The organism is Prosthecobacter fluviatilis, from assembly GCF_055388355.1.
Window position 1 is genome coordinate 2,538,116 of record NZ_AP043782.1, and the last position, 20,462, is coordinate 2,558,577.

General features: G+C 62.2%; 1 protein-coding gene (cut by a window edge). It reads right to left on the bottom strand.

The window, feature by feature from the left end; genetic code table 11:
* Positions 1 to 20,462, bottom strand: the 3' end of a protein-coding gene (locus ACZ5WW_RS09875) for an autotransporter-associated beta strand repeat-containing protein (RefSeq protein ID WP_377164662.1). Its footprint extends 22,414 nt past the window's final position; the window shows 20,462 of its 42,876 coding nt (coding positions 22,415–42,876); its start codon lies beyond the right edge, outside the window — the gene reads right to left on this strand; it ends in the stop codon at positions 1 to 3.

Below are 20,462 nucleotides of genomic sequence, written 5' to 3' on the forward strand. Positions count from 1 at the left end.
TTACACCGCGCCGTTGCGGCGGCGGCGGCGGAAGAACAGGCCCAGCAGGCCAAACATCAGCAGCAGCATGCGGGAAGGTTCTGGAACCACAACCAGGACACCATAGGTGGTGAAGGCACTGACATCCCAGGACAGGCCTGCGCCGAGCGCGGCAAGGTCCAGATCGCCAGCAATCACACTGGTGCTTGCATCGTAGGTGTTGAAGGCGCCCACATTGAAGCCGCCGCTCATGCTGGCACCGCTCCAGTCGATGAGATTGAAGACCTGGCCCTTCTGCACGTTGACGGTTCCGGCCGAGTTCACCACGATGGATCCCTGACCCCATGCGGCACCCGCACGGTTGCCCACAGACAGGGTGCTGTTGCTGCCGCTCAGATTGATGAAGTCCATGTCCGTGGAGGCTGTCGGCGCTCCTTTGGTGTAAACATCGGCACCTGCACCCAGTGCGGCAAAGTAGTCCTTGGCATTGGTATAGGTGTTGGATCCGATGTTGTAGGTGCCGGAGTAGTCCACCACTGCGGCAGACGTTGGGTTGGTAATGCCCAGCTGAATCTGCGAGCCGGTGGCCACCGTCAGAGCCGTGTTGTCAGCGGTGATCGTCAGCGTGCCCTTGTCTGCATTGGCAGAAGTGACGCCCGGTGTCAGGATGCCGACGCTGTTGACGCCACCCACATTGACCGCACCGGCGATGACGCCGGTCGTGGTGCCGTCGCCAGCAGCCGCAAGGACAGCCGCATTGGTGAGCGAGCCACCTGCTTCGGCCACTGTCACCGCACCAGCACCGGTCAGGCTGCCAGTCACGCGCAGTTCGCCATTGCTGACCGTGGTGCCGCCCGAGTAGCTGTTGCCGGCCGTGGACAGGGTCGTCACACCCGTTCCGGTCTGGGCAAATCCACCCGTGCCAGTGATGGCGGTGGCTGTGAACTGAGTCCCCTGAGTGACAGCGTCGCTCCGGTTCACCGCAAACACACCGCCCGTGCCAACACTGACCGTGCTCGTGGTGGAGATCGCACCGGTCGTGCCTCCGTTGCCGATGGACAGGGTGCCTCCCGAGACGGTGGTGTTGCCCGTGTAGGTGTTCGTCGCAGTCAGGGCCACGGTGCCGGCTCCCACCTTCGTCAGGTCAAAGGCACTGCCAGAAATCACACCGCTGATGGTGAGGACGTCCGTAGCGTTAGCCGCTCCGACCGAGCTGCTGCTGCCCATCGCCACGGTGCCGCTGACGGTGGCAATGCCAGTTCCGGTGAGAGCACCCGTGGATGAGACACCAGAGCCGTTGATCGTCAGGTTTTCTGCAACCGTGACGCCATTGACGTTGAGCGCACCGCCTGCATTCACCGTCGTAGCTCCTGCCGTGGTTCCAAGGCCCGTGGCGTTGGAGACGCTGACAGTGCCAGCATTGATCGTCGTGGCACCCGTGTAGGTGTTGGCATTGGCCAGCGTCAGGGTGCCGGTGCCGTTCTTGATCACAGTGCCGGAGGCACCCGTGCCGATGACACCGCTGATGATCGTGTTGCCAGCTCCCTGGACAGTAAGCGCAAGCCCGGTGCCACCCACAGGTCCGAGGATGGACAGGCTGCCAGCGTCAGACTGGATGGTGGAGTTGCTGCCAAGGGTGAGAGCACCGTTGTAGATGTTGTCGCCGCTGAGGTTGCGGAGTGCACCGGCACCCGAGGCGCCTGCGCCATTGATGGTCACAGCCTCGTTGGCAACGTTGATGCCGCCCTGCAGTTCCAGAGATGCACCGCTGGAGACCGTGGTGGCTCCGGCAATCGTTCCCAGAGCCAGGCTGTTGGCCAGGCTGAGCACGCCTGCGCTCACCGTGGTGGCTCCAGTGTAGGTGTTGGCTCCGCCGAGAACCAAGGTGCCAGCCCCTGCCTTCGTGATGGCTGCGCCGCTCACAGCACCGTTGAGAGTGAGAGCATTGGCCGAGTTGACCGTGATGGTGGCCGTGGCCGCGCTGAGAGCCACGTTGCTGTTGATGGTGGCCGCGCTGGAGCCCGCGTCAGTGGTGATGTTCGTCGCAATGGTGAGCGTGTAGCCGCCATCGCTGTTCAGCACCACGTTGCTGCCGGCGCTCTGTGCATTCACCGTCAGGCTCTTGATGCTCATGTTGGCACCCAGCACCATGTTGTTCTGGTTCGTGTTGCTGGTGGCGGAGAGGAACACATCCGTGCTGGCGCTAGGCACCAGTCCTGTGGCCGTGCCGGCCAGATCCGTCGCCCAGTTGCTGGAGGTGGAGCCGTTGGAGACCGCCCAGACATTGGCCGCGCCGCTGTAGCCGCCCTTCCAATAGGCTGCCGTGAGAGCTGCCGTGGAGGCTGTGTTGAAGTACACCAGAGTGTCCGTGGCTGTGATGCTGGTCACCTTGAAGTTGGTCACGTTGTAGAGGTTTCCGACGGTGTAGGTGCCCGAGCTGCCGTTGGTGTTCACCAGGCCGCCAGATGCTGCCGCGAGGATGGTGGAGGTGGCCCCCGGCGTCTGTCCGCTGAGGAAGTAGGCATCCACAGTGACGTTGCCCGTCACCAGTGCCTTGGCGCCAGTGTTCAGCAGGATGCTGCTGCCAGTGGTTCCCACTTCGACACCCAGACGGCTGCCACCGGCAAGCGTGAGGATCGTGCCCGTGTAAGGTGCCAGAGTCAGCACACCGCCTGTGGTGCCGGTCAGCAGGTTGAAGGTGGCGCCGTTGGCGACCGTCAGAGAGGAGGTGCCTGAAATGCCGTCGATGGCACCGGCAGTGACGTGGCTGACTTCCAGCACTCCACCGCTCACCGTGGTGTCACCATTGTAGGTGTTCACGTTGGTGAAGACGAGCTTCTTGCTGCCGCTCTTGACGACGCTGACGTTGTTCTGAATCACGCCGCCGTAGGTGCTGTCCGTGCTTGGAGTCACGGTGAGTGTCTTCAGCACAGTCGCGCTGTTGGTGATGAAGCCGGCAGAGTTGCTGAAGGCGGCTCCCGTGATCACCGAGCTGTTGAGGTTGCCGATGGAGACATTGTAGCCTCCCAGATCGAGCACACCGCGGCCGGAGGTGGTGACGTTGGTGCCGTTCGGCAGAGCCGTGGCGGAGCCAAGGCGGAGGTAGCCGTTGGTCACGTTGGTGCTGCCCGCGTAGGTGTTGGTCCCGGAGAGGATCACCGTGTCGGCGCTCTGCTTGGTAAGGCCGCCTGCACCCGAGATGTTACCCTTGATTTCAAGGATGACGCCTCGGCCCGTGTCCGTCAGCGCGCTGTTGTTGTTGCCGTCAGGCAGGCCTGAGCCGGGGTTGTTGTCAGCAGAGCGGCCGTTGTCTGTGCCGTTCGCACCGTCTGTCAGCGCATTCTGCCCCACATAGGAGTTGCTCGCCAGGATGACGCTCACTCCGGCGCCCAGCGTGCGGAACACCGCTCCCGAGTTGCCGCTCACCAGGTCATCATTGCGGAGGAAGCCTTCGATCGCACCGCCGTTGAGGGTGATGGTGGCAACCGTGTTGAACTGATCCGCATTCACCTGAAGGGTCGCGCCCTGCAGATTGATGGCGCCGCTGCGCGCATTGTCCACGCTCCAGCGCTCGATCGACGCCGCCTCATAGGTGACTGCCTTGTTGAAGCCGGTGACCATCAGATCCAGCACGCCGTAGCGGCGCACCGTGATGTTCGTCGCGGCATTGCCAAACGCATTCACGTTGGTCAGCGCCACAGCACCCGCCTCAATGATGAGGTTGCCGCTGAAGGTGCTGCTGTTGTCACCTCCGACGTAGAGGTAGCCGTTGCCCCACTTGATGAGGTCTTTGCTGCCGCTCAGGCCGGCGATGTTCAGCCCGGTCGAATTGCCAGAGGTGATCTGGTTGTTCGTCGTGTTTGTCTGAGCGATGTCAATGATCGAGCTGCCGGTGCCGGTGAGGAACAATGTTCCTGCGTTCACCATCGTGCGGTCACGCCCGATGACCATGCGCATGCGAGCAGGAGACAGCCCTGTCGTGTCCGTCGAGAAGACTTCAAGGTCACTGATGCCCACAGTGCGGTCCGAGGTCTGCGTGTCCACATTGATGACGGCATTGTCCACAGTGATGATCCGGCCCATGCTGTATTGCGCCAGCACTGGGCTGCCAGGATTGATGTTCAGCGTCAGTGTGGAGCCAGCGGCGGTGCTTGTGCTGCTGCTGTTGAGCGTGATCGTGCCGCCGTCGCCCGCACCACCAAATGTGTTGAACTGCAGCGTGCCGCCGTTGACCACCCAGTTGCCGGAGAAGCCGCCGTCACCACGGGCAGCAGCCGTCTGGTCCTTGGCAATCGTCAGGTTGCCGGAGCCAAACTTCGTGATGCTTCCGGCGCTGATGTCGCCGTTCATCGTGATGGTGGAGGTGTTGTAGATCACCCCTTCATTGGCGCCCGTGCTGCCAAACTTCAGGTTGGCATTGATGGCAACGTTGGTCGTGATGGCGATCAGACCGCCCACATTGGCTCCGCTGCCGCCGAAGGTGATGGTGTTGAACTGGCCAAACGAGCTGTTGATGTTGGCGGCGTTCATGCGCAGCGCATAGAGATACGGATTGTCCTGCAGCGTGAAGGTACCGCCTCCCGTCAGGTCCACCGTGGCCGTTCCAGCATTGATGCCGGCGTTCACGGTCGCACCGGAGATGATGTTGCTGTAGGCCACCTGCCCGGCCGTTGGTGTCAGCGTGCTCAGCAGCGGCTGGAAGCCTGTCGTGGCGTTGTAGCTCACGAATGAACCGCTTGAGGTGTCGATGTAGTAGCCGGGCAGAATTCCCGTCGGTCCACCCACACCCGAGTTCACGACCCCGGAGAGGGTCGGAAGAGCGGTGTTCCAGGCGGAGACGATCAGGCGCTCCGCATCATCGTTGCCAGCCACACCCAGGTTGCCGGCTGTGCTTGGCGTGATCGCGAGCGTGCTGCCCGTGCCAGTGCGCACCAGGTTGGCCACAGTGAGTTGTGCGGCGCCAGCTGCGAGCCGCTTGTCCAGGCGGATGGAGGAGCCGCGCGAGAAGGTCACAGCACCCACGGTTTCCGTGCTGGTCGTGGTCGCCACGTTGCGGGAGCGGAAATACAGCTGCCCGCCGTTCAGGCTGATGCCGGTGGAGTCATCCCAGCGGTTCGCCAGGTCCACGGCATCGTTGTCCAGCCAGAGCACGGCACCTGGGTGGATGACGACATTGTAGGCATTGGCCGTTCCAGCGGCGTTCAGCAGCGTGGCGTTGCCATAGACCTGCAGCGTGCCAAAGATGTCCACCGTGCCGCCGTTGCCCAGCGGGCCGGCTGTAGCCGTGGAAGTTTCACGAATGACCAGGGACGAGCTGCGGCTGATGATGGTGCCTCCAGTGTAGGTGTTGATGTCAAAGGAATCAACGCCGCCACCGCCATTGCCGGCTTGTGTGCCGATCAGCACCCGCGTTCCCGTCGCCGCTTCCGCCAGCACCCCGGCAAGCCCTGCGGCGCTGGAATTGAGTGTCAGCGTCGTGCTGCCACCGCCAATGCGGTAGATGTTGCCGGATCCAATGCCCAGCGTTTCAAATGCGTAGGTCGTGTTGGTCGCCGCACCCAGGAATGCGGTGCCGTTGCCGATGGCTCCAAGGTTCAAAGCCGTTGCGGGTGCCACATCAAGAGCGATGACACCGCTGGAGTTGCTGGAGAGCCAGGCGGCCAGCTTGCCCTGTGTGAGCGAGGTGCTGCGCACACGGAACATGGACAGCGACGAGCCGGAGCTGATCATCTCGATCTGGCCTGCGCCAAAGCTGATCGCGCTGCTGCCCACCAGGATCTGCGCACCGGGGTTCACCCGGATCGTGCTGCCCCTGAGCATGGCGGAAAGATCCATCACGTTGCTGAGGTTGGTGTCGCCCGAGTTGACGTCGCCAAAACGCAGCAGGCCAGCGTTCACGACGATGCCGAGGCCCTTGGCGCTCAGGAAGCCGGCATACATTCCGCCAAAGGTGCTGGCGGCACTGTTCAGCCAGAGGCTGCTTCCGCCGTTCTTGATGATCGCGGAGTTGCTGCCGCCATCAGTGATGGCGCCATTGAGCAGCAGTTCGGCGGTGCTTGCGTTCAGGATCGGCGTGCCCACAAGGCTTGTGCCGCCGTTGATTTCCAGCACGTAGGAATTGGCTCCCGTGACACCGAGCGAGTTGGAGCCAATCGTCAGGTTGTTGAACACGATGTGCTTGCTCGTGGCAACCGTGGAGACGTTGCGGTTCACATCAATGACTGAGGCGCCATTGATGATGAGGTTGTTGCCAGTCGCATTGGTGCCGATGACGTAGCGCTCGCGGGTGGTAGTCCCCGTGCCATCCAGTCGGAGATTGAGGGTGCCGCCATACATGGTGACGTCCCCGGAGCCGATGCCGCCGGTGGTAACACCGCTGAAGATGGTGGCAAAGTTCACCGGTGTTCCCGTCGTAAGGGCACGGATGGTCAGGCCGCCCTGAACGTTGATCACGCCGCCGGAGAAGGTGTTGATGCCGTTGCTGAAGCCGGTGAAACCATTGCCCAGCTCAAGCGTGCCACCACCAGCGTGGACCAAGGTCGCACCACCGGTGACCTGACCGTAAATCGTCAGGTTGGGGTCGTTGCGGATGAAGTTGTAGGAAGGCGCGCTTTCCATGGTGGCCGCGCTGAGTGTCAGCGGACCGTTGACCTGCAATGCAATGTTGTTGCCCGCATTGTTGTAGAACAGTGTCTGCCCCTGCTCCCCTGGGGATCCGCCAAACAGGATGCCGCCTGTCATAATGCTCAGCGCATTGGTGGTGCCTGCGGCACGGTCGTTGTTAAGGACCGCGTAGGGATTGCTCTCCCCGATGACCAGCCCGAGGTTGAACACTGTGTTCGCTGTGTCTGCACGCAGCTGCAGCTGGCTGCCAAAGCCGTTGAGAACCACCAGACCGTTGGTGCCGGCGATCATCTGCGACAGAGTGGCTGTGCCACCGAGGTTGGCCTGCACTGTGGCAGAGCGGAATTGAATGCTGCCTTGATTGACGATCCAGTTGCCGTTGAAGCTGGCCTGTGCGGCTTCAACGACCAGTGTGCCTGCACCCTGCTTGATCACATTCGTGGCATTCGTGATCTGACCCGTGGTGGTCGGATTCGCAAGAATACCCAGCGTAAGGGTGCTGGCGTTGTAGATGTTTGCTTCCTGCGCAGTGACCCCAAAGGAGATGCCAGGAGTCACAGTGCGGGCTGCCCCGTTGCTCATCAGGCCACCGCTGCGAATCTGGATGCGGTCCGTAGCTGCCGCAGTGCCTGAGGCAAACGTGATGTCAGCATCAATCCTCAGGGCGTAGGTGTCGAGTGCGAGGCCACCGCCACCCACCATCGACGCTGCTCCACTGATGAAGGTGCGCTCAGTCACCACACTGGTGTTGCCAAGTGCTCCGGAGCGGCTGCCGTCAAAGCCTGCATTCACGAAGCCATTGTCCGCAGTGTAGGAAAGGAACTGCAGATCGGTGGCATTGACCATCCAAGGTGCGAGCATGCCGTTGGTGATCCCGCCAAGAGCGGCGATACCGGTGGCTCCCGTGCCGCCGAACAGCTTGATGCGCTCATCGCTGCCAAGGAAGTTGGCGTTCGCAGGGTTGAGTTGCAGCGTGGCGCTGTTGCCAGAGATGGTGACACCGCTGACGACCTGGTTGATCAGGCGGGTGATGTCGTTGCCTGCACCACCACCCAGGACGAGGGTCACCGTGCGGTCGAGCAGGTCACGCTGCACCGCGATCTGGCTGAACTTGTTGAGCGTCACATTGCCCACCGTTTCCGTGATTTCGATGTCACGGTTGCCGATGAGGCGGATCGTGGAGTTGTTCAGTGCGATGGCCGTATCGTCATCCCAGCGGCCCTGGCCGCCATAGCCTTCCAGCTTGTTGGTCGCCAGAAGTCCGGTGGAGTAGTCAAAGCGGAGCTCGGAAGTGCTGCGCAGCGTGACCGTCCCCAGATTGGCCGTGCCAGCAGCGTTCAGGAACGTGCCACCAAGGCCGCCAGCGGTGAGCGTGCCCCAGGTGTCGAAGGAGCTGGTCGTCAGGCTGCCGCGGAATTCAAGAACACTGCCGCGGTTCACCACCGTGCTGCCGGTGTAATTGTTGGCGGTCATGAGAACCACCGTGCCGCGGCCGTTGCCGCCGTTGATGTTGTCGTTGTTCAGCACGCTGAACGGCAGACCGACGATGAGCTGGCTCGCTGCAGTGCTGGAGGCGTCGGTCAGCACATTGCTGTTCGCCATGTCGCTGGACACATAGAGTGTCGCGCCACCCGTGCCCAGGCGGTAAGTGTTGCCTGCTCCAACTCCCAGCGTGGCCGCATTGTAGCTTCCGTTCTGGCCGACGGCATTGCTCGAGGAACCAAGGAACGAAGTACCGTCGCCGATGCGGGCCAGGTTGATGGTCTGAGTATAGACCGTGTTCAGCGCCACGATGATGCCGCCACCAGCTTTGCCAGTTCCGTTCAGCCCGCTGCCACCGGCAAGGTTGAAGTAGGAGGTCGTCTGCGGACCACCCAGGCTGCCGATGACCACGTTGAAGGCCGAAAGCGTGTCATTGGAGGCAAGGCGGATGATGCCGTAGTTGGCCAGCGCGTTGCTCCGCAGGTCTGTCGTGCCTGTCCACCCTGACACCAGGTTGCCCGTGCCGTTGAACTGGATCGCCGCACCTGGGTTGATGAGAATGTTGCCAGAGCCAAGGTTGGCGGTGCTGCTCAGGGTCGTCACATTGCCCTCATACGTGCCAAAGAAGGCCGTGCCGCCGCTGAGAACGGTTCCGCCTTTGTAATTGGAGGTGTTGTCGCTGTTGACGAACAGGTTGCCGCCGCCCTGCTTGAAGAGCGTGCCGTTGCCCGTGATGCCGCCATAGATGGTCACGTTGCCGTTGTTGCCGGTGCGGCTGTTGAGCGCCAGGTAGGCATTACGTACCATCGTCAGCCCGCTAAAGCTGACCGAGAGCTGTTGGTTGTCCTGGTTGTTCGCCACGGTGAGGAAGGCTGCTCCCAGCGGTCCGCCAAAGGACAGCGTGTCAAATTGCAGCGTCTTGTTGGCACCGCTTCCGAAGCGGTCGAGAGTCAGCGCGGCATTGGTGCTGCCGATGTAGGATCCGCTGCTGATGCCTGCGGTCGAGCCAATGATCAGGTCATTGTTGGCGAAGGTGTTGAGCACCTGCATGTTGGCGCTGTTGTCACCTTCGTGCCTCACAAAGAGCGTGCCGCCGTTGAGTGTGACTGAGGCGTTGTTCCGGGCCGCGTTGGTGCCGCCCAGAATGTCAAGGGCATTCCCAGAGAGGCGGATTTCCATGGTTCCTGCCAGGACCTGCCAGGCTCCCACCTGGTTGGCTCCCTGTCCAAGCGGATCTGCCGACCCATCGGGCAGCATGCTGGTGCGGCCGTTGGTAAGGAAGAGCGTCTGCCCGCCAATCTTGGTGATCGTGCGGTTGCCGGCCAGAATCTGCCCGGATATCACACCGCTGTTGACGGTGTTAAGCACCACATTGCTCGAAGCATTCGCGGTCATGTCCAGCGTGCCGGCGATCAAAACGTTGGTGTTCTGGCCGCCGGTCCAGGTCAGCGCTGGGGCGTTCAAGGTTACATTGTTGACCATGCTCCAGGCTATCGGTGCCGTGCTGGTGGCCAGCGCGGAGGTCGTGTTGGCCTGTCCCCAGCTGTTCAGGGCATCCACCGTGATGTTGAGGCCGCTGCCGGCTCCAAACTGCATCACGCTGATATTGTCGATGAACTCGCCAATGGCATAAGGAGCCACTGCTGCCAGGTCCAGGAAACCGCCCTGCAACGTCACACCACCGGTGCCCAGCGCCAGGGTGTTGCGCACTGCCAGCGAGCTGGCAGTGGCGCTTGGCAGCGCCGGATTCGCCAGCGAGGCTGTGATGATGCGCCCCACGCCCACGGTCGTGCCGCCTGTGTAGGTGCTCGCCAGCGGCGTGCCATCCTTGTTGATGGGCTGGTTCAGGGTCAGCGTGCCGTTGCCGGTCTTCACAAGGCTCACATTGCCGGTGATCACGCCCGTGTAGGTGGTGGCCTGTCCGAGGCCGGTGTTCACCGTCAGTGAGCCCGAGTTGCCTCTGACTGTTCCCGTGCCCGTGAGTCCGGCGACGGTGATGTTCTGGTTGTTGAGATCAAAGACGCCTGCGTTGTTGACCGCAAGGTTGATCAATCCGCCGGAAGCCACGGCGCTCTGGGAGGAGAACATCAGCGTGCCTTCCTGAATGGTAAGGGTGCGCAGCTGTGTGGTGGTAGGTGCCATCACATTGCCAGTGCCGGAGAGCAGGAGTGTGCCCAGACCGGCCTTGGTGAAGTCCGTGGCGGTGTAGCTGCCGGAGAGTGCGGAAGAGCCAGTCTGGCCGCCTCGCACAAACACGAAGGCTTCACCCGGCGTGCCCGCCACACCGTTGTCGAACTCAAGGTTCACGCTGAGGTTCGGCGCGCTGGTGGTTCCGTTGATGATCAGACCGCCGTTGATGATGCGCAGCAGCGAGCTGGCGCCGCCTGCGGTGATGTTGCTGTCTGTGCGCAGCGCAAGCACACTGACGGTGCTGTTGGCCACGGCCTGGTCACCGCCGGTGATGTCTGCCAGCGAGGTGGCTGCGGAGCTGCTCAGCACTCCCACCGTGGTGGCATTGTGCAGGGCAAAGCCGGTCGTCGCATCCACGTAGCGCAGGAAGTTCAGGTTCCCGTCGTTCAGACCCAGCCCCACGATGCTCGGAGTGCTCAGCATGCCGCTGGTATTGCCAGGAGCGGTGGTGGTGACAATGAACTTCTCAGTGTTGCCCAGGTCGGAGGTCAGGTTCGAAGAAGTGATCGTCAGCATGCCGGCCGTGCTGCGGGTGAGCGTGCCGGTCAGTGTCAGTGTCGAAGTGGTCGCAGCACCCTTCAGCAGCTGCACGCCAGCCGCGCCGCTGTAGGTCATGGAAGCCACCGAAAGAGCCTGATTTGGCGTAGTAAAGGTCAGCCCTGTTCCGGAAGTCACGGCAGAACTCGTGACCGCACTGAGGGTGACGACATTGCCGCTCACATTGGTGACCACTGAGCCGGCTGTGATGCCCGTGCCGCTGACCGCCATGCCGGGAAGAATGCCCGCGCTGCTGCTGACCGTAATCGTGTAGCCCACCGCCGCCTGCGTGGCTCCCGCCGTCACTCCCACTGGCGCAGCGCCATTGATGGCCTGCAGTTGGATGCCGCCGCCGTTCAGCGTGACCGCACCCGCTCCGAAAGGAGTGCCGCTGGTCATCTGGGTCATGACGAGACCGCTGCTGCCGTTGTAACCGCCGATCGTCAGGCTGCTGTTGGTGTTTGCCGTGGAGTTGAGCACCATGGTTCCGGAGCCAATCTTGGTCAGGCCCTGCGCACCGCTCACTGGCAGCACGATGCTGAAGACATTGCTGCCGGAAACCTCGATCGTGCTGGCCGCAGTCGTCAGCAGGAACTGGTGGGCGGAGGTGAAGGTGCCGCCAACGGAAAGCATGCCGCCTCTCAGGCGCACATCGGTCGCCAGTCCGGCCACCGTGTGGTTGCCCGTGCCGACGGCCAGCGGAGTCAGATCACCGAGGCTGTTGTCCGTGTTGACGCGCAGGACACCGGCGTCAATGAACAGCGACACGCCATAGTTAACGTCGGTCGTGAGCTTGTTGTAGGCAGCGTTGTTTCCTGTGAGCAGCAGGATGCCGGATCCCGTCTTGAGCAGGTTGGCCCCCTGCGCGCCACTGGCGATCAGATTGCCATCGATCTGAACGATCCCCTGCGTCGTTATCACCTGCATGGTGCGATTGCGCAGCGTGCCACCCGAATGCAGGTCCCAGGCTCCGCCCGTGCCCGCATTGTTGGTGTTGATGAAGGTCAGGCTTCCGCGTCCTTCAAACGTCAGCGGCAGATTGGCGTCTGTGCTCAGTGAGGCCAGCGAGTTCGCGATGATGCGGTCAGCACCGTCTGAGCCGAGGAATGTCCCGCCATTCGATGCACCCGCACCAAAGGTCAGCGCCCCAGTACCGAATGGGCTGCTGATGATGGACAGCGCATTGGCCGGACCAGAATAAAGCGCGTTTGCCCCGATGATGATGTGGGCGTTGTTCAGCGTCGTGCCACCCGTGTAGGTGTTCTGTGAGTAGCCATTCGGGCCCGCGCCGATGTAAACCACGCCAGCGTTTAGCGGAGCGGCGGTCGCCGTGCTGCCAATGGTGACGCTGCTGGTGCCGGCGATCGGCCCCAGAACCTCAAGACGTCCCGTGCTCAGGGATTGCAGCGTCACAGCGGCCGTCGCACCGATGCCGCCGGTGATCCGGGCGGTGTAGACGGAGTTGCCCAGGATAGTCGAAGCCGCCGAAATCAGAATGTCTCGGCCAAATACCACCTGCCCGCTGAGCCCCAGCGTGGACCCCGTGGAAATCAGCAGCGCACTGCTGCTGTTGCCCAGCGCACCGTCCGTGTCTGCAAGCACGTCCGTGCCTACGAACAGACCGCCGGTGCCATTGACCGTGGTGGTGCCCGTGTAGGTGTTCATGCCGTTCAGGTAAAGGTTGCTGGCTCCGGTCTTGATCAGGTTGGACCCGGCTCCGGTGATCACACCGATGATGCTCATTTCACCCGTGTTCTCGATGGTGCGCGTGCCACCGACACCGTTCGGTGCCAGATTGACCGTGCCGCGCAGCACGAAGTTTGTGCCAGCCGTGCGGAAGTCACCCACCAGATCCACCGTGTTCAGCAGGCTGATGCCGCCTGCGCTGACAGCGCCTTCCTGGCCCTGGCCAACGTTGGTGCCTGTGTTGCTGGTCTCGCTGACGATCAGCTTGCCGGATCCAAGGGCAAAGTTGTTGCCGATGTTGAGCGTCGAGCCGCGGTTCGCATAGGTGTTCCCAGTGTAGTTGTTCCGTGTGTTCAGCGTCAGGTTGAAGTTGCCGTTGATGACAGCCAGGTTGTTGTACCCATTGCCGCCCACCATGGCGCCCACCTGGACGGAAGTGTTGCCGGTCAGAACGTTTTCAAACGCCCCGGCACCGATCTGCATCGTGCCTTGGTTGCCACCGGCGCCAAAGCGGTAAACACCGTCAGTCGAAGCGCCCAGCGTCGAGGCAAAGTAGATCTGGTTGATGGCACCGCTGGTCATGGAGCCAAGCCAGAGGTAGCTGCCGCTGGCACCACGCAGCGCTGTTTCCATCGCTCCCATGTCCAGTGCGCCATACTGCACACCGTTGTCGAGGGAGATCACGCCAAGAGCTGGCCCCGTGCTGTTCAGCTGCACCTTGCCATTCGTTGCCCCGGAGGTCGTGAGGATGCTCAGGATGCCCGCCTGCGTCAGCGGCGTACCGTTGTTGTTGTATCCGAACGACACACCGGAGAAGCCCATGGCATCGCTCGTCGCCGTCACCTTCTGCAGGGCAATGTTGCTCGCATCGGCCAGGCGGATGATGGTTCCAGGCAGAAGGTTGATGTCACCTTTGCCGAATGGCGTCCCAGTCAGCGTCGTGCTGCCCACAAGGCTGGTCGCGGTGTTCTGTGTGGAAGCCCAGACTTCCAGCCCGATCTGCCCTGCTGTGCCGAAGGTGTTGGTCCCGTTGGCAAACATCAGGCCGCCGTTGCCATACTTGATGAGCTTGCCATTCGCACCACCCACGACCTGACCTTCCAGAATCGTCTGGTTCGCCGAGCCGAAGGACGCGCCGATTGCATTGCTGTTGGCTCCGAGGGTGGTGGTGCCGGTGACGGTGATGCCGTTCTGCGAGAAGTTGAGGTAAATCGGAGAGTTGGCTCCCAGATCAGCAATCGTCAGGGCTCCGATGCGCTGCATGATGCCCGTGTTGTTGTTCGTGATCGTCGTGTCAGCATTGACCGTGATGTCACTGCCGATGTTCCCGGTGAAGCGGGAGCCACTCAGGATCTGCGAGTCGCGGCCGTCATTGTTCGAGATCAGGCTGTCAATCACCAGCGTGCCGCCATTGATGACAATGCTCTGGCCGTTGGTCACAGTCTTGATTGCGCTGCCACCGGCGTTGGAGACCGGATTGAAGAGGTTGAGCGTTCCCTGGTTCAGGGTGATCGCGCCGGTGATGTTGTTGCTGCCAGTCAGCGTAAGGGTGCCGGTTCCAAACTTGATCAGCCCCGTGCTGTTGATCTGGGCGTTGATCTGCGCTGTGCCGCCGCTGGCGGTGAAGATGACAGCCTGCGCAGGGAAGTTCAGGGTCATGGCCAGGCTGACCCCGGTCAGTGTCGCCGACTGCGCCTGCAGCGGGTTGATAATCACTGTGCCGGAGGTGTTGTTGAAGAGCAGGCCGCCGCTGTTGATCGTCAGCGCGTTGAAAGTGGCTGTTCCCGTGATGTTCTGGTTCGTGCGCAGCGCATAGACGCTCGCATTGTCTCCCAGCGTTTGCGCTCCACCGCTCACATCCACGATGTCGGTCGTGGCAAGACCGGTCGTAAATGTGCCGGCAGTCGTCATGCGCTTGTTGTACTCGATCTGGCCTGCGGCCGGTGTGCCGGTGCTCAGCAGCGCCTGGAAGCCTGAGCCGATTCCCATTGGGTTGTAGCCCACGAAGCTGTTTTCCGTCGCATCCACGATCCATGGAGCCAGCATGCCGCCATTGATCACCCCGGAGCCATTGCTCGTGGTGCCACCCAGCGCCCCGATGGAGGTGAGGCCGTTGGTCAGGACAAAACGCTCATAGGAGGTTGCGGTTCCGGTAGGAATCCCGAGCGTCGAAGCGGTGTGCAGGATGCTCAGGGTGCCGTTCGTGCCACGTGTGATGTCCGCCGCTTCCAAGGTCGCAGAACCTGCGCCCGTTGCACGGACCACCTGGATCGTCGAGCCCTTGCTCACCGTCAGCGTTCCCATCTTCTCATAGGACTGGGCGTTCGCCACCCCGTTGAAGCGGAACGTACCACCGTTCAAATCCTGGCCGGTCGTGTCTTTCCAGCGCCCCTGACCGCCGGCTTCCTGGCCCAGCTGGTCATTGATGATGATCGTGCCACCGGGGCGAAGAACGATGAGGTTGTTGTTCGCGTTGCTGACAGGGTTGTAGAAGGACGACGAGCTGCTGATGCCGTTGGTCGGCGCCACCACCTGGATCGTTCCATAGACTTCCACCGTGCCGGTGCCCAGCGGCGTCTTGCCCAGAGTTCCCACTTCGAGCGAGAGCGTCGATCCTTTGCTGATCGTGGTGCCGCCGGTGTAGTCGTTCGAGTTGCGGATGGAGACGGTTCCCGCACCGTTGGTGATGCCGCTGCCCTGCAGGTTGCTCAGCTGAGAGCCGATGATCACCCGTGCGCTTCCAGTAAGCACATTGTCTGCACCGGAGAATGCCAGCGTGCCGCCATTGTTCGCGCCCAGGCGATAGGTGTTGCCGGCACCCACTCCAAGGGTGGCCGCCATGTATTCCACCACGGTGTTGTTCAGGTACCCGCCAAGGAAGAAGTTGCCGTCCCCGATCTGCGCCATGTTGAGCGCAGTGGTAAAGGTCGGCACGGCCAGCTGCAGCACAGCACCATAGCCACCGTTCAGGCTGATCAGAGAATTCAGCCCGGTGCCAGGATTGTAGTCGTTGTCCAGCACGAGGGCGGACAGGCTGTTGATGTTGCTGTTCAGGTACAGCGCCGTTGCACCGCCAAGGCTGCCATTGCCAGCGATGCGCAGCGCGGCGCCTGGGAGAACGCTCACCGGGCCGTTGCCGAAAGGCGTGCCCGTCGTGCTCGTCACCTGAAGCGCACCCACCTGGATGTTGGTGCCGCCCGTGTAATTGTTGGCATTGCCGGAGATGCGCAGGGTGCCATAGGTCGTTCCGCCACCGCCAAACTTGTTCAGCGCACCCGTGCCGGTGATCAGGCCCGCAAGTTCAAGGAACTGCGTGGTGCCTGTGCTCGTGTTGAAGTTCGCATAGGCACCGCCGAGCGTCGTTGTTCCTGCCACCTTCAGCGAGTAGCTGTTGCCACCGGTCAGCGTCAGCGAGTTGTTGGCCACTGACAGCGTGCCGATCTGGATCTGGTTGCCCGTATTCGCGCTGACGCGGTCCACGTTGATCGTGCCATAGCCTGTGACCGCCACATCGAGCCCGAGCGTGTTCGGATTGCCAAAGATGATGGTGCCGTTCGGGCCGCCGCCGTTGCTGTTGAGCGCAAGCGTGCCGCCATTCACTGTCACCACTCCCGGCGTGGTGTAGTTGGTGCCTCCGTTGACGGTGTCAGCACCGCCCAGGCCAAATGGATCCTGCACGGTCAGCTGGCCGCGGTTGATGATCACGCCACCTGTGAAGCTGTTCTGGCCGGAGTAGGTGTTGTTCGCGGTGATGTTGCCCAGAGTCAGCGTGCTGGTGCCGTCTTTGACCAGAGCCGTCTTCTTCGTGCCGCCTGCCAGTGAGTCGGTGATCTGGCCGGAATAGGTCGTGCTCGTGATGCCGATGATCTGCAGCACGCCGTTGGCAGTGGAGGATGTGTTGCCGACCACGCCGCCCGATCCCGCCAGGCTGGCCGTTGTCACGCGGATGCCGTCAACATCAAGATTGCCGATGTCGTTGAGCACCAGGCCGCCTGTCAGTCTCGGCAGCGCGCTTACGTTGCTGATGCTCAGCAGCCCTTCGTTGACCGTGATGTTGCCGAGGATGTTGTTGACACCTCCGAGGACAAGATCTCCCGCACCGTAGATGGTGAGGCTCTTGGCGGTGATGTTGCCGTTGATGGTGGCCGTGTTTCCATTGGAATAGCCGCCGCTCACATAGATCAGGCCTTCACCGGCAGTCGCACCACCCGTGGTGCCAAACGGATTGAAGAACAGGTTGGAGCTGATCGTCGGAGCAAGGCTGCCAACACCATTGATGAGCAGGCCGCCCATGTCTGTGGTGCTGACGGAGCGGATGCGCAGCGTGCCGCCGCTCAGATCCGCGGTGGTCTTCAGCGCAAAGACATCCACAATGCCGGAAAGCGCAGTCGCTGTCGTGATGCTGACGACGCTGGCTGAGGTCGCCCCGGCAAACGTGTTGGTCAGCAAGGAGCTCGGAGTCGCGTTGATGAAGCCCACTGTCGGGTCATAATTCACAAAGTCCGCCGTCCGGTCCGTGGGCGATGCCACCGCCAGGATGCTCGCCGCCACGATGCCGGCATTCGATCCGGCACCGTAGTTGTTGAGCGCCTGCAGGCCGGCAACGGTCGAGGTGGACTGTCCAAGTACCGTGCCGCTCAGGATGCGGGCGTCTGAGCCGCTGGTGTTGCCCAGCACGGCTCCATTGCCCGGCATCAGGATCAGTGTGCCCGCATTCTGGCGCGCCAGGGTGGTCGCAGTCAGCTGGATGTCGTTGCCCATCTGCGCGTCGAGGCGCACGTAGGCCGCACCGTTGAAGTTGAGCGTCGGAATCGTGAAGGTCGCCCCCGGTCCGTTGGTGTTCACCTGCAGAGTACCACCATTGATCGTCACTGCGGTGTCACCAAATGGGGTGCCACCCGTCGCCTGGGTCATCACCGTCGCTCCATTGCTGATGGCCGTGTTGTCATGGGCGTTGGCACCGCTGATGTTGCCGTTGAGAATCACCGTGCCCGCACCGTTGAAGGTCAGCAGCCCGGTGCTGTTGGCCGTGAGTGCGTTGATCGTCAGGGTCTTGCCAGCCTTCACGCTGATGCTGCCTGCTGCAGTCATGGTGATCACCCGGTTGGTCGTCATGTCGTCTGTGACGCGCAGGAAGCCACCGTTGAAGGTGATGCCGCCTGGCAGCACCGTGGAGCTGCCGGCAGAGCCGAGATTGGCATCACTGCTGATGCTGAGAATGCCTCCGGAGAGTGTTGTGGTTCCCAGATAGGTGTTGTTGCCAGTCAGCACCAGGGTGCCCACACCAGACTTCGTAAAGCCCGTCTGCGCGCCGACGTAGGTGAAGTCTCCGCTCAGGATGCCCGATGCGGTCAGCACCACCCCGGCGCCCACGTCGATCGTGCTGTTCTGGATGAACTGGATGTTGTTGCTCAGCGTCTGGCTCTTGTCCCAGCTTGCCAGCGTGCCGCTGTTCATGCTGATGAGACCGGCTGCAAGGCCGCCTCCCACACTGCTGCTCAGCGCCAGCGTTCCCTGGCTGACGGCGGTGCCACCGCTGTAGCTGTTGCCCGCGTTGGTCAGTTTCAGAATGCCCGCACCGGTCTTCACCAGCATCGCAGCACCCGTGATCTGGCCGCTCACGGTCACAATGCGGTCCGTTCCTGCAATGCTCAGGGCGCGGTAGGCGGCCCCGCTCAGGTCCATCGTTCCGCTCAGAGTCAGATCCGTCTGGCCCAGCGGTCCTGCACCGATGAAGGCGTCCGCGGCAAATGCTCCGGCCGTGTTGCCCGGTCCCGCCAGCGCTGTCAGCACACTGCCTGCAGTAAAGTTGATGTTGTTGGCCAGCGTGAATGGCGTCAGCAGGATGGAGTTCGAGCCCGTGCCCAGACCTGTCTGATTCGTCTGCAGCGTGCCGGCGTTGAAGGTGATCGTGCCAGTCCCCAGCGCATTCACATCACCGATCTGCACCACAGCGTTGCCGTTGATGGTTGTGCCACCGGTGTAGTCGTTCGCGCTGTTGATCACTACTGTGCCGGAGTTGCCGATCAGGTTGGCTCCGGGTGTGCCCGTGACCACCCCGACCACCACTGCGTTCGCGCCGGTCAGCACAGCGCTGTTGATGTTCAGGGTGCCGCCGCCCGTGCCCAGGCGGTAAATGTTGCCGCTGCCTGCTGTCAGCGTGCTCGCTGTGTAGGTGCCGGTCAGGCTGGATCCCAGGAACAGCTTCGTGCCGGCCTGGCTCAGAACGGTGCTGTAACCGCCCACGTCAATCGCCACCGTGCCATCTGCGTTTGCATAGGAGGAGACAAAGCTCGCCGTCGGCACCGCACCGTTGTAGGCCACGGCCAAAATGCCCAGTCCGTTGACGTCTGTGTTCACCGTCACCGAGGAGGCGGTCCCCAGATTGGCTGCGTTGGTCACGCGAAGCACTGCTCCAGGATTCACGACCACGCTGCCGGTGGTCAGCGCCTGAGCGCCGATGCGCGCTTCCAGCGTGCCCTGGTCGATCGTGATGCCGCCGGTGTAGGAGGACGAGCCTCCCAGCAGCAGGGTCGCGGTGCCGGTCTTGGTGATCGATGATGTCGTGCCGCTGAACGCCCCGAGGACATTCAGCTGATTTGCCGTGAAGATCGTCGTGGCCGTAGACGCATTCGCCGCCAGCGCCCCAAACACCGTGGAGGTCTGTCCGCCCTGCACACCCAGCGTGTTGGCCCCGCTGCCCATGGTCACCGCACCGATCGCGGTTCCGCTCGCTGTCGCTCCAAGGATGCCGCTGCCGCTCAGATTGACGGCGTTCTGCACAAAGACATTCGTGATCGCATTGTTATAGGTGCCGCCATTCAGGGTCACCGTGGCTCCCGCAGTGTAGAGCGAGCCGCCCAGCGCATACTGCGCACCCACGTTCAGCGCACCGTCATTGACGGTGATGCTGCCAGTCAGGCGTGCGTTCGAGGCTGCATTCATGACCAGCACTCCTGCCCCGTCTTTCACAAAGCCCGTGATCGTGGTGCCGCCAAAGGCCTGGCTGATCGTGGAGGCCACGGCTGTGTTGCCCTGGAAGGGGTTTTCCACAGTGATCGTAGGCGTCGCCGTGCCGAAGGTCACAGCACCGTTCAGGGTCAGGTTCTGCGCAGTGACGCCAAAGATCAGCTTCGTGTTCGCCGTGATGGCATTGGTGATGGTGATGGCACCGCCACCTGCAAGGATTTTGGCACCGTCGGTGATGGTCAGCGTTCCTGTGCCGAGGCCCGCTGCGTTGCCGATGACGATTGAACCAGCCGTCAGATTGATGCCATTGGTGAAGGTGTTGGCCGCATTCAGCACCAGCGCGCCGCTGCCAGACTTCGTGATGGCTCCGCCCGCGCTCGTGATCGGCGCGGTGATGATCAGGCCGTCCGCAGACTGACCGGAAACATTGATCACAGGTGCCGCATTGCTGAAGGCCAGCGCCGTGCCGGAGATGGTTGGCGTGAAGGCATAGGTGTCATTCACCACGGTGATCGCATTCGCCGCAGACAGCGTCAGTGAGGTCGCGGCGGCAACCGTCGGCGTGGCCTGGCCGCCAGTGTTGTTAAAGGTGAGGCTGGCCAGCGTGTTCGTCCCGACCATGGTCAGCGTTCCGCCGCCGTTCATCGTGACGTTGGACGTTGCTGCAATCTGCCCTTGGTTCGTCACCATGGTCACCGTGGCGTTGTTGATCACCAGGTCGCCCGGCACCTGTGCAATGCTTGCCGCACCGCCCAGGCTCAAGAACCCCTGGTTCACGATGGTCGTACCCGTGTAGGTGTTGGCGACTGTTCCTGCCAGCGTCAGAGTGCTGGTTCCGGATTTCACCAGAGACACGCCCGTTCCCGTGATGCGGCTGCTGATCGTCGCCGTGTTGTTGGTATAGACAAACAGTTCCGAGACGCCAGAGGTGATGTCGCCTCCGGTGATCACGCTGGCGTTACCGTTCAGAATCACACCACCCGTGGCGATCGTCA